This window comes from Gluconacetobacter tumulicola, assembly GCF_014174215.1.
GTDB lineage: Bacteria > Pseudomonadota > Alphaproteobacteria > Acetobacterales > Acetobacteraceae > Gluconacetobacter > Gluconacetobacter tumulicola.
Genome location: NZ_JABEQL010000003.1, coordinates 62,047 through 74,825 on the forward strand (window position 1 = coordinate 62,047; position 12,779 = coordinate 74,825).

At 66.9% G+C, this 12,779-nt stretch carries 14 protein-coding genes; 6 read left to right on the plus strand and 8 right to left on the minus strand.

Features of this window, described 5'->3' with window-relative positions:
• Positions 1 to 15 precede the first annotated feature (15 nt).
• Entirely contained in the window at positions 16 to 489 is a 474-nt protein-coding gene (locus HLH29_RS02865) for a DUF3429 domain-containing protein (protein WP_182964511.1), read from the minus strand.
• Positions 490 to 671: 182 nt separating this feature from the next.
• On the opposite strand from HLH29_RS02865, the gene eno reads away from it, so the two are divergent.
• Both eno and HLH29_RS02875 read left to right on the plus strand, forming a co-directional pair.
• Positions 672 to 1,952: a phosphopyruvate hydratase gene (gene eno / locus HLH29_RS02870; RefSeq protein ID WP_182964512.1), complete on the plus strand. Its 1,281-nt coding sequence runs from the start codon at positions 672 to 674 to the stop codon at positions 1,950 to 1,952.
• A 115-nt stretch (positions 1,953 to 2,067) separates the two neighbouring features.
• The gene (locus HLH29_RS02875; RefSeq protein ID WP_182964513.1) at positions 2,068 to 2,397 is read left to right on the plus strand and encodes an FtsB family cell division protein; all 330 of its coding nucleotides are present in this window, start codon (positions 2,068 to 2,070) and stop codon (positions 2,395 to 2,397) included.
• 111 nt (positions 2,398 to 2,508) lie between these two features.
• On the opposite strand, the gene rpmG is transcribed toward HLH29_RS02875, so the two are convergent.
• Positions 2,509 to 2,676: a 50S ribosomal protein L33 gene (gene rpmG, locus HLH29_RS02880; protein ID WP_114728317.1), complete on the minus strand. Its 168-nt coding sequence runs from the start codon at positions 2,674 to 2,676 to the stop codon at positions 2,509 to 2,511.
• A 158-nt stretch (positions 2,677 to 2,834) separates the two neighbouring features.
• Here rpmG and HLH29_RS02885 point away from each other — a divergent pair, with 158 nt between their 5' ends.
• Both HLH29_RS02885 and lexA read left to right on the plus strand, forming a co-directional pair.
• Positions 2,835 to 4,040 (plus strand): molybdopterin molybdotransferase MoeA, encoded by a 1,206-nt coding sequence (locus HLH29_RS02885; RefSeq protein WP_182964514.1) that lies wholly within the window; start codon positions 2,835 to 2,837, stop codon positions 4,038 to 4,040.
• Positions 4,041 to 4,181: 141 nt separating this feature from the next.
• A complete protein-coding gene (gene lexA / locus HLH29_RS02890; protein ID WP_182964515.1) occupies positions 4,182 to 4,919 on the plus strand; it encodes a transcriptional repressor LexA in 738 nt (245 codons plus the stop codon).
• A 1-nt stretch (position 4,920) separates the two neighbouring features.
• Here the strand turns inward: lexA and bioD are convergent, their stop codons facing one another.
• From bioD to bioF, 3 genes are read right to left on the minus strand one after another with little or no spacing between them, the layout of a single operon-like run.
• Positions 4,921 to 6,324, minus strand: a complete 1,404-nt coding sequence (bioD, locus tag HLH29_RS02895) for a dethiobiotin synthase (protein ID WP_182964516.1) — start codon at positions 6,322 to 6,324, stop codon at positions 4,921 to 4,923.
• Positions 6,321 to 7,019, minus strand: coding sequence for an alpha/beta fold hydrolase (locus HLH29_RS02900; RefSeq protein ID WP_182964517.1), 699 nt, complete (start codon positions 7,017 to 7,019; stop codon positions 6,321 to 6,323). Before HLH29_RS02900 ends, bioD begins: the two co-directional genes overlap by 4 nt.
• Entirely contained in the window at positions 7,003 to 8,226 is a 1,224-nt protein-coding gene (gene bioF, locus HLH29_RS02905; RefSeq protein WP_408871935.1) for an 8-amino-7-oxononanoate synthase, read from the minus strand. Before bioF ends, HLH29_RS02900 begins: the two co-directional genes overlap by 17 nt.
• A gap of 52 nt (positions 8,227 to 8,278) precedes the next feature.
• Here bioF and HLH29_RS02910 point away from each other — a divergent pair, with 52 nt between their 5' ends.
• Complete coding sequence (locus tag HLH29_RS02910) at positions 8,279 to 9,544, plus strand: adenosylmethionine--8-amino-7-oxononanoate transaminase (RefSeq protein WP_182964518.1); 1,266 nt, start codon at positions 8,279 to 8,281, stop codon at positions 9,542 to 9,544.
• A 47-nt stretch (positions 9,545 to 9,591) separates the two neighbouring features.
• Here the strand turns inward: HLH29_RS02910 and HLH29_RS02915 are convergent, their stop codons facing one another.
• Together HLH29_RS02915 and prmC are read right to left on the minus strand one after the other, a co-directional pair.
• Positions 9,592 to 10,026, minus strand: a complete 435-nt coding sequence (locus HLH29_RS02915) for a DUF4167 domain-containing protein (protein ID WP_338030162.1) — start codon at positions 10,024 to 10,026, stop codon at positions 9,592 to 9,594.
• Positions 10,027 to 10,297: 271 nt separating this feature from the next.
• Positions 10,298 to 11,182 carry a peptide chain release factor N(5)-glutamine methyltransferase gene (prmC, locus tag HLH29_RS02920; RefSeq protein WP_182964519.1) on the minus strand — a complete coding sequence of 295 codons (885 nt, stop codon included), beginning with the start codon at positions 11,180 to 11,182 and terminating at the stop codon, positions 10,298 to 10,300.
• Between the two features lie 30 nt (positions 11,183 to 11,212).
• Between prmC and HLH29_RS02925 the strand changes: the two genes are divergently transcribed.
• Positions 11,213 to 11,677 (plus strand): hypothetical protein, encoded by a 465-nt coding sequence (locus tag HLH29_RS02925; RefSeq protein ID WP_182964520.1) that lies wholly within the window; start codon positions 11,213 to 11,215, stop codon positions 11,675 to 11,677.
• A gap of 43 nt (positions 11,678 to 11,720) precedes the next feature.
• On the opposite strand, the gene prfA is transcribed toward HLH29_RS02925, so the two are convergent.
• A complete protein-coding gene (gene prfA / locus HLH29_RS02930; RefSeq protein ID WP_182964521.1) occupies positions 11,721 to 12,779 on the minus strand; it encodes a peptide chain release factor 1 in 1,059 nt (352 codons plus the stop codon).

Genomic DNA, 12,779 nt, shown 5'->3' on the forward strand with positions numbered 1-12,779 from the left:
CATGGCCTGTCGGGATCAGGCGATGCGTACCAGCATCGCCAGCCCCAGACAGGCCATGAACACCGACGTGACCCACAGTCGCAAGGCCAGATAGCCCGACGGCAGCTCACCCCTGCGCCACGCCGCCCGCTCCGCCAGGAACAGCCCGAAGAACCCCGCCAGCAGCACGGCCAGCCCGATCGCGACATGACCGAGGAAGGTCGCGTGGCAGGCCAGCCAGCCGACCGGCAGCGGCAGGGCGCCCCGCACCAGCCGCAGCCGGTCGCCCCGCGCATCGTGGCGCGCCCCCATGATCAAGGTCGGCCGGTCGAGCGCCAGCCCCCAATGGACCGCGCCGCTGAAAGCCAGCAGCAGGGCGGCATATTCCACCAGGCCCATGGTCATGCCCGGCACGGCAGAGGTGGAGAACAGGCTTCCCACCGCGAAGATGATGGCCGGAACGGGGCTGACAATTCCCATCAGAACCGTTGGAAGCGGCAGGCGTTTCATGTTTATCTTCCTCCTGCCCTGCTATTATCGCGCGGCTGGCCGCCTGCCCATGATACCGATCACAGGCGGCGGAAGAATCTTGTCTGGCATGTCGGGATGGCCGCGAGGACATCCTGATCGCCGTTGCACGTCGCGGCAGACCTGCAGCGGGCCCAATAGTCATAAACCGAGGAAGCAGATCCATGAGTGCTATCGTCGATATCGTCGCGCGTGAAATCCTGGACAGCCGTGGCAATCCGACCGTGGAGGTCGATGTCGAACTCGCATCCGGTGCGAAAGGCCGGGCCGCTGTTCCGTCCGGGGCGTCGACGGGCGCGCATGAGGCGGTCGAACTGCGTGACGGCGACAAGTCCCGCTACGGCGGCAAGGGCGTGCTGAAGGCGCTGGAGAATATCGAAGGCGAGATCCGCGAAGCCCTGCAGGGCGCCGAATCGTCGGATCAGGTCGCGATCGACGAAGCGATGATCGATCTGGACGGCACCCCCAACAAGGGCCGGCTCGGCGCCAACGCGATCCTGGCCGTGTCGCTGGCGGTGGCCAAGGCCACGGCCGAGGAACTGCAGGTTCCGCTCTATCGCTATGTCGGCGGCGTCTACGCCCGCACCCTGCCCGTGCCGATGATGAACATCGTCAATGGCGGCCAGCATGCCGACAACCCGATCGACATCCAGGAATTCATGATCCAGCCGGTGGGCGCACCCACGCTGGCCGACGCGGTGCGCGTGGGCTCCGAGATCTTCGCCCAGCTCAAGAAGAACCTGTCGGCGGCGGGCCACAACACCAATGTCGGCGACGAAGGCGGCTTCGCCCCCGGCCTGAAATCGGCCGACGAGGCGCTGGGCTTCATCACCAAGGCCGTCGAGGCCGAGGGCTATCGCCCGGGCGAGGACGTGACCTTCGCGCTCGACTGCGCCGCGACCGAATTCTACCGCGACGGCCGCTATGTCATGGAAGGCGAAGGCAAGAGCCTGGATTCGGCCGGCATGGTCGGCTACCTGGCCGACCTCGCCGCCCGCTACCCCATCGTGTCGATCGAGGACGGGCTGGCGGAAGACGATTGGGAAGGCTGGGCCGCCCTGACCGCGGCGCTGGGCAAGACGGTCCAGCTGGTCGGTGACGATCTGTTCGTGACCAATCCGGAGCGCCTGCGTCGCGGCATCAAGGCCGGGGTCGCCAATTCGCTGCTGGTCAAGGTGAACCAGATAGGCACGCTGAGCGAGACGCTGGAAGCCGTCGAGATGGCCCATCGCGCCGGCTACACCGCCGTCATGAGCCATCGTTCGGGCGAGACCGAGGATTCGACCATCGCCGACCTGGCGGTGGCCACCAATTGCGGGCAGATCAAGACCGGTTCCCTGTCGCGTTCCGACCGGACCGCGAAATACAACCAGCTGATCCGCATCGAAAACGAGCTGGCCACCGCCGCCCGCTATGCCGGCCGGACGATTCTGAAGACCGCCTGATCACGCGACACGACCCGATTCGGCGGCATGACGAGGAAAACAGTTTCCCGCCGCCGCCGAATCGGGAATAGTGATGTACCTATTGGCACCCTGCTGAAACGGAGAGAGACGGACCATGCAGATCGGCCGGATTGTGCGGCGGACCCTCCGTATGGTCATCCCCCCTTCCCTGTTCATCGGCCTGACCGCCTATTTCGGCGTAAACGCCATGCAGGGCGACCATGGCATCCACAGCTACCAGGCGCAGTTGCGCCTGCTGGACGAAGCCCGCGCCGCACAGGTCGACGCGGTCTCGGAACAGAATGCCTGGGCCCGCCGGGTCAGCGGACTGAAGGAAAAGGCGCTGGACCGCGACACGCTGGACGAGCGGTCGCGTGCGATGCTGAACCTGGCCCGCCCCGGCGAACTGGTCATCCCCTACGGTCAGCACGACCGGCTGTTCTGACCGAAGCGCACCTATCCAGCCAATCCCTGAAACGCAGAAAGGCCGGGCACCCTCAGGGCACCCGGCCTTTCTGTGTGCCTATCCCGCACGCAATGCACGGGATAGAACGGATTATTTGATCTTCGCTTCGCGGAAGGCCACGTGCTTGCGCGCAACGGGGTCGTATTTCCGCATCTCGAGCTTGCCGGTCTGGGCACGGGCATTCTTCTTCGTGACGTAGAAATACCCGGTGTCTGCCGACGAGACGAGCTTGATCTGAATGGTGTTGGTCTTGGCCATGGAATCCTCAGCACTGCTCCGCCGCTGCTGGAACAATCAGGTGCAGCAGTGGTTCAAGTCGGCGGAAAATGCGCATACAGAGCCCTGAGGTCAAGCGTTAGTCGCACGAATCGAGCAGATATGTGCGCATGACCGTCGAATGGGGGAGATTGGGACCGATGCTGAGTGTCGCCGAAGCCCAGGCGCGTATCCTGGCGGACCTCATACCCACGGGGCCGGAGCTGGTACCCGTGGCCGATTCCTGGGGGCGAATCGCTGCCGCCGATATCGCGGCCCGGCTGGACAACCCGCCGGCCGATGTGTCGGCCATGGACGGCTACGCGGTCCGGGCGGGCGATTGCGCGCCCGGCGGCGCCCTGTCGCTGGTGGGCGAAAGCCCGGCGGGCCATCCCTTTCCCGGCCGGGTCGGGCCCGGTGAGACCGTACGGATCTATACCGGCAGCATCGTCCCCGATGGCGCCGACGCGATTCTGATCCAGGAGAACGCGCAGGAAGATGGCGGCATCGTCACGGTCGCCGTTCCTCCCGGGGCCGGACAGCATATTCGCAGGCGGGGTCAGGATTTCGCCGTGGACCAGATCGTCGTCCCCGCCGGGCGCGCACTGACGGCGCGGGATATCGGGCTGGCCGCCGCAGCGAACCATGCCTGGGTTACCGTGCGTCGTCGCCCGGTCGTCGCCATCCTGTCCACGGGCGATGAAATCGCGCTGCCGGGCGACCCGATCGCGCCGGGCGGCATTGCCAACTCCAATACCCCGATGCTGGCCGCCCTGGTGCGCGCCTGTGGCGGCGTGCCGGTCATGCTGCCCTCCGCGCGGGATACCGTATCCGACATCGCCCGCCTGGCGCATGGGATCGAAACCGCCGACCTGCTGCTGACTGCCGGGGGCGCCAGTGTCGGCCGCTACGACCTGGTGCAGCAGGGGCTGGAACGGATCGGGCTGACGGTGGATTTCTGGAAGATCGCGATGCGCCCCGGCAAGCCGCTGATGCATGGCAGGATCGGCCGGGTCCCCGTCCTGGGGCTGCCCGGCAACCCGGTGGCGGCCCTGGTCTGCGGCCTGATCTTCGCCCTGCCGGCGATCCGCGCGCTGGCAGGCCATGCGGAACGGAGCCTGCCCGAGGATGTCGCGATCCTGGGCGGCGACCTGCCGGAGAATGACCGCCGGGCCGATTATCTGCGCGCAACATTGTCCCGCGCCCCGGATGGCAGCCTGCTGGCCACCGCCTTCAGCCGCCAGGATTCCGCGATGCTGCACACGCTGGCCCGCAGCCAGGCCCTGATCCTGCGCCCGCCGCACGCCCCCCCGGCACGGGCGGGCGAGCCCTGCCGGGTGGTCAGGCTGGACACGCTGGCAATCTGACCGCTCCATTTTTGGTTACGGCAATGATATTGACGGCCGGGCGTGAACCAATATAGAACGCAACAAGGCGGTTTCCTGTTTGTTCCCTTCTGCTGACAACGGATTGGCCGACTGACGGAACGATTGGGTCACGGGGTGCCAATGCTGACACGCAAGCAACATGAACTGCTGCTGTTCATCGACCGGCACCTGAAGCAGACGGGGTTTTCACCCTCCTTCGACGAGATGAAGGATGCGCTGAACCTGCGGTCGAAATCCGGCATCCACCGGCTGATTTCGGCGCTGGAGGAGCGCGGCTTCCTGCAGCGCCGCCATCATCGCGCCCGCGCGCTGGAGGTGCTGCGCCTGCCGGAGATGGCATCCCCCCCAGTCTCTCAGGAAGAGGCTGCTCCCGCCAGGCCCTCCCCCGACCCGGCCGATCATTCTTTTGTGCCCAACGTCATCAAGGGCGATTTCGCCGGCCGCCTGGTGGGCGCACCGATCGCGACCGACGCCGATGCCGTCAGCCTGCCCTTCTACGGGCGCATCGCCGCCGGCCAGCCGATCGAGGCACTGCGCGAGACCGGGGCACAGGTCTCCGTGCCGATGAACCTGCTGGGCCGTGGCGATCATTACACGCTGGAAGTCGCCGGCGATTCGATGATCGAGGCCGGGATTCTCGATGGCGACACCGTCATCATCCGTCGCGGCGACATAGCCGATAACGGGCAGATCGTGGTGGCGCTGATCGACGATCAGGAAGTCACGCTGAAACGGCTCCGCCGGCGCGGCAGCACCATCGCCCTGGAGCCCGCCAATGCGCGCTACGAATCGCGCATCGTGCCGTCCGACCGGGTGCGTATCCAGGGCTCTCTGGTCGGGCTGCTGCGCCGCTACTGACCTAAAGGCGCGCGAACGGCGGCAGCAGCCGGGCCAATTTCTCGATCTGCGCCGGGCCGATCCGGTCCAGATGCGGGAATTCCGCCAGCACCCGCGCACCACCGAACAGGCTGACCGCCCGCCGCGCCTCGGGCGATGGCGGGCCGTTCAGCACCACGCCGGCAATGGCGATTCCCCGCTGGCGCAGGGCCTGCAAGGTCAGCAGCGTATGGTTGATCGTGCCAAGCTGGCTGCGCGCGACCAGCACCACCGGCAGCGCGAAGCGGGCGATCAGGTCGATCATCATGCAATCCGGCGCCACCGGCACCATCACCCCACCCGCCCCTTCCACCACCAGCGGCTGCGCGCTCCGCGGCTCGGGCAGACCCAGCCCGGAGGTGTCGAGGACGATATTCTCCCGCTCGGCGGCATCGAAGGGCGAAAGCGGGGCCGACAGCACAGCGGCCGGCGGATGGATGCGCGTCGGTTCCAGCCCGGCCAGGGCCGCAACCGTCACACTGTCGGCGATGTCCTCGGCAATCCCGGTCTGGAAAGGCTTCCAGTATTCCGCCGCCCAGGCGTGGACCAGACAGGCTGAAACCAGCGTCTTGCCCACACCGGTATCGGTGCCCGTCACGAAGACCCCCCGACGGGCAGGTTCCCGGAACAGGCCGTAACCGACCATATAAGTCGTCGTCACACCCGACGGCGTCTCCAGATTACGCAGCAGCCGGCGCATCGCACCCGGCGCAACCGGGCGCGTGCCCTCGCGCGGCACGGATGCGCCGATCTGGCGCAGTTCGCGCACGAAGGCCAGCGCCGTCTCCGGCCGGTCGAGAATCGTCTCGACCTGCCACAAGCCCTGGCCCGTCGGCGGCCACTCGGCCGCGAGCTGCGTTGCGGCCGGATAGGCCGGGATCGCGCAGTCCAGCCCGGCCGCCGCATGAACGCGCCGCCATTCGGCAAAGCTGCCCGCGCAGAGGGTGGAGAACGCCATCATGCCACCGGGCGCGAGCATGGCAGTCAGCCGCCCCAGTGTCGCCGCGCGGTCCGAGAACCATTGCATCGACAGGCTGGAACAGATCAGGTCATACCCCCCGCCCGCCGCTTCCGGCGCCTCGGCATCCAGCACCAGGGAACGCACATCGCCTTCCCCGAGCATGCCCTCCAGCCGGCGGCAGGCGCGGTCGCGCATTTCCGGCGCCAGATCGCTCACCGTCAGGTTCGCATGCGGAAACAGGCGGCGCAGATGCTGGCTGAGGAGCCCCGTGCCGCACCCCAGTTCCAGGATGCGGGCAGGCGCGATGCCGGCAGCGGCGATCCGCTCGGCCAGCCGCTCGGCGACCAGGCGCTGCACCCGCGCCGCATCGTCATAGGTTTCGGCGGCGCCGAAACGGGCGGCGATTTGCTGCTTGCGCACGGTCATGGCCGCCCCACTTCCGCGATCAGGCCGGCAATCGCGGCGGCGCATCGGTCAGGATGGGTCAGCGGGAGCAGGTGCCCCCCATCCTCCACCCATTCGACCGGCACGGGGCCGCGGAAACCGGCCTCGGTCATCGCAGGCGGAACAATCGGATCCTGCCCACCCGCCAGCACGCGAATCGGCGGCAGAGCGGCGTTCGATTCGGCATCGCCCGATTCCACATCGAATAAGTCGCGCGCATCGGCATCGCGCAGCAACGCCAGCGCCCAGGCCAGCCGCTCGGCCCGGGCAGGGCCCGGCGCCGGCGTCGCGATTCCCGCCCGGCCGCGAAAGGTGGCGACGACGTCATCCGGATGATGGTCCAACCCGCGCGCCATGCGTTCGATCACGCGGGGCGGAATCCCCTCAGGATAATCGGCCGTGGCACCAAAACGTGCGAAACCGTTGATCAGCAGCATGCCGGCACACTCGGCGGGCGGGTTCAGCAGCAGCCACAGGGCACCCAGCGAATGACCGACCGCCACATGGCGCCCGGACGGCCGCGCCGTCATGCTCGGGGGACCGAAGAAGCCGAAATCCAGAGCCGTCGCCTCGACCCCACCCAGTCGCGTCAGGACCGGTTGCCAGAAATCGGGCGTGAAGCCCCAGCCATGGACCAGGAACAGCGCCGTCGGCACCGGATCATCGGACAATGCCATGCTCCCGTGCCCCCTCGTCGAGTGCCCGCAGCAGACGGTCGAGCATCCCGGCATCATGCGCCGCACTCAACGCCAGCCGGATGCGGGCCGTTCCGGGCGGGACCGTCGGTGGCCGAATCGCACCGCCCAGGACCCCCTGCGCGGCCAGCGTGCGGGCCAGAGCCAGCGCCTGTTCCGCGTCACCGACCATGACCGGCACGATCTGCGTGGAGGACAAGCCGGTGGACCAGCCCCGACGGGCCAGATCCGTCCGCAATTGCGCCGCCAGCGCCGCCAGATGCCGGCGCTCCGCATCCATCGTCGGTACCAGGTCCAGCGCCGCATCGATCGCCCCCAGCAGGGAGGGCGGCAGCGCGGTGGTATAGATAAAGCCCGAGCAGGTACTGACCAGCCAGTCGCATAGCGGGCGCGAACCCGCGACATAGGCGCCGAACCCGCCCAGCCCCTTGCTGAACGTGCCCATCACCAGGTCCACGCCTCCGATTTCGGCGGAAAGGCCCCTGCCCTGCGGCCCCAGCACCCCGGTCGCATGCGCCTCGTCCAGATACAGGAAGGCGTCGTACCGATCGGCCAGCGCCTTCAGGGCCGCAATGTCGGCACGGTCGCCATCCATGCTGAACACGCTTTCGGTGACGATGAAGCGCAGGCCCTTCTGGTCGCCATGGCGCTCCAGCGCCTGCTCCAGATGGCCGAGATCGTTATGGGCGAAGCGGATCTGGCGGATACCGGCCGCCTGGCAGCCATGATGCAGGCTGGCGTGGTTCAGCCGGTCGGTAAAGACCACGGCCGGCGCGCCGCTGGCTTCCACCGACAGGCGAAACAAAGCGGGCAGGATCGCGGCATTGGCCTGCCACCCCGATGCCAGCAGCAACGCCGTCTCGGTGCCCTTGAAGCGCGCGAGCTTCTCCTCGACCAGCCGATGCTGTTCGCTGGTGCCCGTCACCAGGCGCGACGCCCCGCTGCCGGTGCCGAAACGCTGCGTCCATTCGATGGACCGCGCCTTCAGGTCCGGATGGATGGACAGGCCCAGATAATCGTTGGACGAGAAATTCAGCAGCGTTCCGCCGTCGCGCCGGACGATCACCGGCCCGTCGCGTTCCAGCGGCCGCAGTTCGCGCCGCAGATGCCGGCGGGACAGCCCCTCCAGCGCGGTCTGGAAAAATTGATCGAAACGGGTCATGAAGCGATGGTTTGTGCCGGACCCCATGAACCCGGTCAATTCCAGTCTGCCGTCCCGTCCCGGCAAGGAGAGTAAGCCCATGACCGGACCGGACTGGTTCGAAGCCGGCCTGCCGCATATCTGGCTCCCCTATACCCAGATGCAGACGGTCTCGCCCCCCTTGCCCGCCATATCGACGGAGGGGTGCCGGATTCGCCTGGCCGACGGGCGGGAACTGGTCGATGGCATCGCATCCTGGTGGACCGCCTGCCATGGCTATAATCACCCGCATATCCGCCAGGCGGCCACCGAGCAGTTCACGCGCATGCCCCATGTCATGTTCGGCGGGCTGGTGCATGAGCCCGCGCTGCGCCTGGCGCGGCGACTGGCCGATCTGCTGCCCGGCGATCTGGAGCGCGTCTTCTTTTCCGATTCCGGCTCGGTCGCGGTCGAGGTCGCGATCAAGATGGCGATGCAATATTGGCTGAACCGGGGCCAGAAGGGGCGCACCCGCCTGGTCGCATTTCGCGGCGGCTATCATGGCGACACGCTGGCGACGATGGCGGTGTGCGATCCCGAGGAAGGCATGCACAGCCTGTTCGCCGGCATCCTGCCCCAGCATTTCATCACCGACCTGCCGCGCGACGACCAGTCCACCGCCGCGCTGGAACAATTGATGAAAACCGAAGGTCCGCGCGTGGCCGCGATCCTGGTCGAACCGCTGGTCCAGGGCGCGGGCGGCATGCTGTTCCATGACGCCGCAACCCTGCGGCGCCTGCGCGACATCGCCGACCGGCATGGCGTGCTGCTGATCCTGGACGAGATCTTTACCGGCTTCGGCCGCACCGGCACGATGTTCGCCTGTCAGCAGGCCGATATCGTGCCGGATATCGTCACGCTCTCAAAGGCATTGTCGGGCGGGACGGTTCCGCTGGCCGCCACCGTGGCGCGGCGCCACGTCTTCGCGGCCTTCCTGTCGGATGACCCGATGCATGCGCTGATGCACGGCCCGACCTTCATGGCCAATCCGCTGGCCTGCGCCTGCGCCAACGCCTCGCTGGACCTGTTCGAGCGCGAACCGCGCCTGGAACAGGTCGCGGCGATCGAGGCGCAGATGCGTGATGAACTGGAGCCATGTCGTCACCTGCCCGCCGTGCGAGACGTACGGGTCATGGGCGCGATCGGCGTGGTCGAGCTGGAGCGCATCAACGACATGAACCGCCTGAAGGCCAGGCTGGTCGAGCAGGGTGTCTGGGTGCGCCCCTTCCGCTCGATCGTCTATCTGACACCGGCTTTCACGGTGACAAAGCCGGAACTCGCACGGCTGACAGGCGCCATCCGCACCGTTCTGGCCGACGCCCCGTGACATAATAAGCGCCTGGACCGGCGGCTGACCGCCGGTCCCGCGACAGATCAGGCTTCGACCGGCGCCAGTTCCGTGTCCGATCCGGGACGGGCTTTTTCAGAGGCCGATTCCTCGGCGCCCTCCTCGGCCACGTCATCTCCGTCGCTCACCGCCATGGGGCGCTGGCGGACATGCCGCTCCTGGCGTTCCTGCTGGTTCTGCTGCGCCGCCTGGGTCATGGCGTTCAGGATGCGGAAATAATGTTCGGCATGCTGGAAATAGGCCTCGGCCATCACGCGGTCGCCCGCGCCGCTGGCATCGCGCCCAAGCTGCAGGTATTTTTCAAACAATTGCTGGGCGGTGCCACGAATGCGCAGATCCGGCCCATTACTGTCGAACACATGGTTACGATTGAGGGGGATCTGGCCGTTCTGCTGGCGTACACTTCCGCCATTGCTGCCGCCCGAACGATGGTGCCGGCCCCGCATGCGTTTCATGTTCATAAGCTGTCGCAGCACTTTCCTGTTAACGGCCGCCATTTGCCTGCGACCGCCGGGGCCAACCATCCCCTATTGTCATTCTGAGCGCCTGGCGTGCAGCCCGGCATCTGATCCTGCGGCATGATACAACGACCCGGGTCCCTGCACGCACCCGTGCGGCCATTTCTGTTTTCATGCATTCAGGATCGGCATGCGGCATCTCGGAAAGGTAAAAACCCCCGTCCGCATTCCATCGGTAATCTATGCTCTTATATCCGGTCTGCCAAATGGTTTTTCACGCATTCCGCCGATGCCGCATTAGTACAGCACGCGGAACGCCCCCCAGATCGGCGCGGATATCCACGATTTCCAGCCCGGACTGCCGCGCCAGGGACGGCATGCTGTGCTCCTGCCCGATCCCGATCTCGAAAATAGCAACCCCATCATGCGCCAGAAGCAAGGGTAAGGCCCCCGTCAACACCCTGTAGGCATCCAGCCCATCCCGGCCGCCATCCAGCGCGCGGGCGGGCTCATATTCCCGCACATCGGGCATCAGGCCAGCCAGATCGCCATGCGGGATATAGGGCGGATTGCTGAACACCACATCGAACGTCCCCCGAATCGCCGATGCCCAGTCAGCGGCCAGCATAACGCACCGTCCATCCAGCCCCGCCCGCCGGGCATTACGCGCGGCCAGGCGCGCGGCATCGGGCGCGATATCCACCCCCACCCCCCATGCCCCGCGATACTCGCTCAGCGCCGCCAGAAGCAGGCACCCGGTCCCGGTTCCCAGGTCGAGCACGCTGCTGACCTGTTCGCGCGCGGGACGATAATCCAGCAGGGCCTCGATCAGCGTTTCGCTGTCGGCACGGGGGATCAGCGTCGCGGGCGAGGTTTCCAGTTCCAGCGACCAGAATCCAGCCCGGCCGGTAATATGCGCCATCGGCTCGCGCGCCGCACGGCGCCGCACCGCCGACAGGAAAGCTGTCCGCTCGGAATCGCCGATCCGCTCGCGGGCCAGCAGGCCGGCCAGATCGGTCCCGAGGACATGGGCCATCAGCAGTCGTGCCTCACGACGCGGATCGTCCACGCCGGCGTCGCGCAATTGCGCCGCACCCCAGCCGAGGCATGTCCGCAGGTCGGCCCCCTCGCCCGGCACGGCCAGCGCATCCTCTTTCATTTCAGGCGACATCCGTCCTACTCTGGCACCATGATGCCGCAGTCTCGTTCATGGAAAATCCTTGTATTTCTGGGGGCCGGCGCGGTCCTGGCCTCGGCGGCCCGCTCCGCCCGGGCAGGCACGTTCACCGTCATCGACGGTCGCGCGGATAACGAGATTTCCGAGATCTCCCGCCTGTATGTCGACGAACAGCTTGCCGCCACGATCCGGCTCGATGCAACGATGCCGCAACGCGCCGTCCAGGTTGAGACCGCGGCCGGGCGCGTCAACCACACCTATGCGTTGTGCGGCGAAATTACCATACGCACCCCCGACGGGCGGACGGAAACGCACGAGGTCAATGGCGGCGGCATGCTGCACCATCCGGACGGGCGCACGCTGAACGCGCTGGGCACCCGCAATTTCACCGAATTCTACCTGGCCGACCCGGACGACCCGACGGTGGTCGAACGCCAACCGGGCCGGTCCTCAATCTGCTCAGTCCCCACCTCCTGAGAACCTGGCTGAAAATGCGCGCTGGTGGCGATCCGACGCGCGTTTACAAGCCTTCGGCGGCCAGCAGGCTGGCCTGTTCGTCCTGGATCAGGGCGTCGATGAATTCGTCGAACTCACCCAGCATCACCCGATCGATCTTGTAGGCCGTGAGGTTGATCCGGTGGTCGGTCACCCGTCCCTGCGGGAAATTATAGGTCCGGATGCGCTCCGACCGGTCCCCGGTGCCGACCTGTGACTTACGGTCGGCGGCCCGGCTGGCATGGGCGGTGGCGCGCTCGCGCTCGTACAGACGCGACATCAGGATCTTCATCGCCTTGGCACGGTTCTTGTGCTGGCTTTTCTCTTCCTGCATCGCCACCACCACGCCGGTCGGCAGATGGGTGATGCGCACCGCGCTTTCGGTCTTGTTGACATGCTGCCCACCGGCGCCCGAGGCACGGTAGACATCGATCCGCAGGTCGCTGTCGTTGATCTGGACATCGACCTCGCCCGCCTCGGGCAGCATGGCGACCGTCACGGTCGAGGTATGGATGCGCCCCTGGTTCTCGGTGGCGGGCACGCGCTGCACCCGATGCACGCCCGATTCGTATTTCAGGCGAGCGAACACGCCCCGCCCGGCGATGGTGGCGATCCCTTCGCGCAGGCCGCCCAGTTCCGATTCGTCGAATTCCATCACCTCGAAGCGCCAGCCGCGCAGGGCGGCATAGCGGCGATAGGCGTCGAACAGTTCCCGGGCGAACAGGGCCGCCTCGTCCCCGCCGGCGGCGGGACGGATTTCCAGGATGGCACTGCGCTCGTCAGCCTCGTCGCGCGGCAGCATGGCAATGCGGATATCCTGGCGCAGTTCCACAATCCGGCCGCGCAATTCGCCCAGTTCAGCCTCGGCCAGTTCGCGCATTTCCGGATCGGCCAGCAGCAATTCGGACTGAAGCGCCTCCCGCTCCGCCTGGCGCAGCGCGCCGATGCGGCTGACGATGGGTTCCAGCTCGGCATATTCGCGCGATGCCTTGCTGAACGCCTCGCCCACCAGCCCCTGGGCGAGCATATCCTGCAACTCTTCCGACCGGCCAACGATCCGGTCCAGCCTGTCGTCGAGACTCAT

Bases quoted from the DNA above. Each gene is read 5' to 3' on its own strand.
- HLH29_RS02865 (WP_182964511.1), bottom strand. From the start codon at position 489: ATGAAACGCCTGCCGCTTCCAACGGTTCTGATGGGAATTGTCAGCCCC.
- eno (WP_182964512.1), top strand. From the start codon at position 672: ATGAGTGCTATCGTCGATATCGTCGCGCGTGAAATCCTGGACAGCCGT.
- HLH29_RS02875 (WP_182964513.1), top strand. From the start codon at position 2,068: ATGCAGATCGGCCGGATTGTGCGGCGGACCCTCCGTATGGTCATCCCC.
- rpmG (WP_114728317.1), bottom strand. From the start codon at position 2,676: ATGGCCAAGACCAACACCATTCAGATCAAGCTCGTCTCGTCGGCAGAC.
- HLH29_RS02885 (WP_182964514.1), top strand. From the start codon at position 2,835: ATGCTGAGTGTCGCCGAAGCCCAGGCGCGTATCCTGGCGGACCTCATA.
- lexA (WP_182964515.1), top strand. From the start codon at position 4,182: ATGCTGACACGCAAGCAACATGAACTGCTGCTGTTCATCGACCGGCAC.
- bioD (WP_182964516.1), bottom strand. From the start codon at position 6,324: ATGACCGTGCGCAAGCAGCAAATCGCCGCCCGTTTCGGCGCCGCCGAA.
- HLH29_RS02900 (WP_182964517.1), bottom strand. From the start codon at position 7,019: ATGGCATTGTCCGATGATCCGGTGCCGACGGCGCTGTTCCTGGTCCAT.
- bioF (WP_408871935.1), bottom strand. From the start codon at position 8,226: ATGGGGTCCGGCACAAACCATCGCTTCATGACCCGTTTCGATCAATTT.
- HLH29_RS02910 (WP_182964518.1), top strand. From the start codon at position 8,279: ATGACCGGACCGGACTGGTTCGAAGCCGGCCTGCCGCATATCTGGCTC.
- HLH29_RS02915 (WP_338030162.1), bottom strand. From the start codon at position 10,026: ATGAACATGAAACGCATGCGGGGCCGGCACCATCGTTCGGGCGGCAGC.
- prmC (WP_182964519.1), bottom strand. From the start codon at position 11,182: ATGAAAGAGGATGCGCTGGCCGTGCCGGGCGAGGGGGCCGACCTGCGG.
- HLH29_RS02925 (WP_182964520.1), top strand. From the start codon at position 11,213: ATGATGCCGCAGTCTCGTTCATGGAAAATCCTTGTATTTCTGGGGGCC.
- prfA (WP_182964521.1), bottom strand. From the start codon at position 12,779: ATGAGTCTCGACGACAGGCTGGACCGGATCGTTGGCCGGTCGGAAGAG.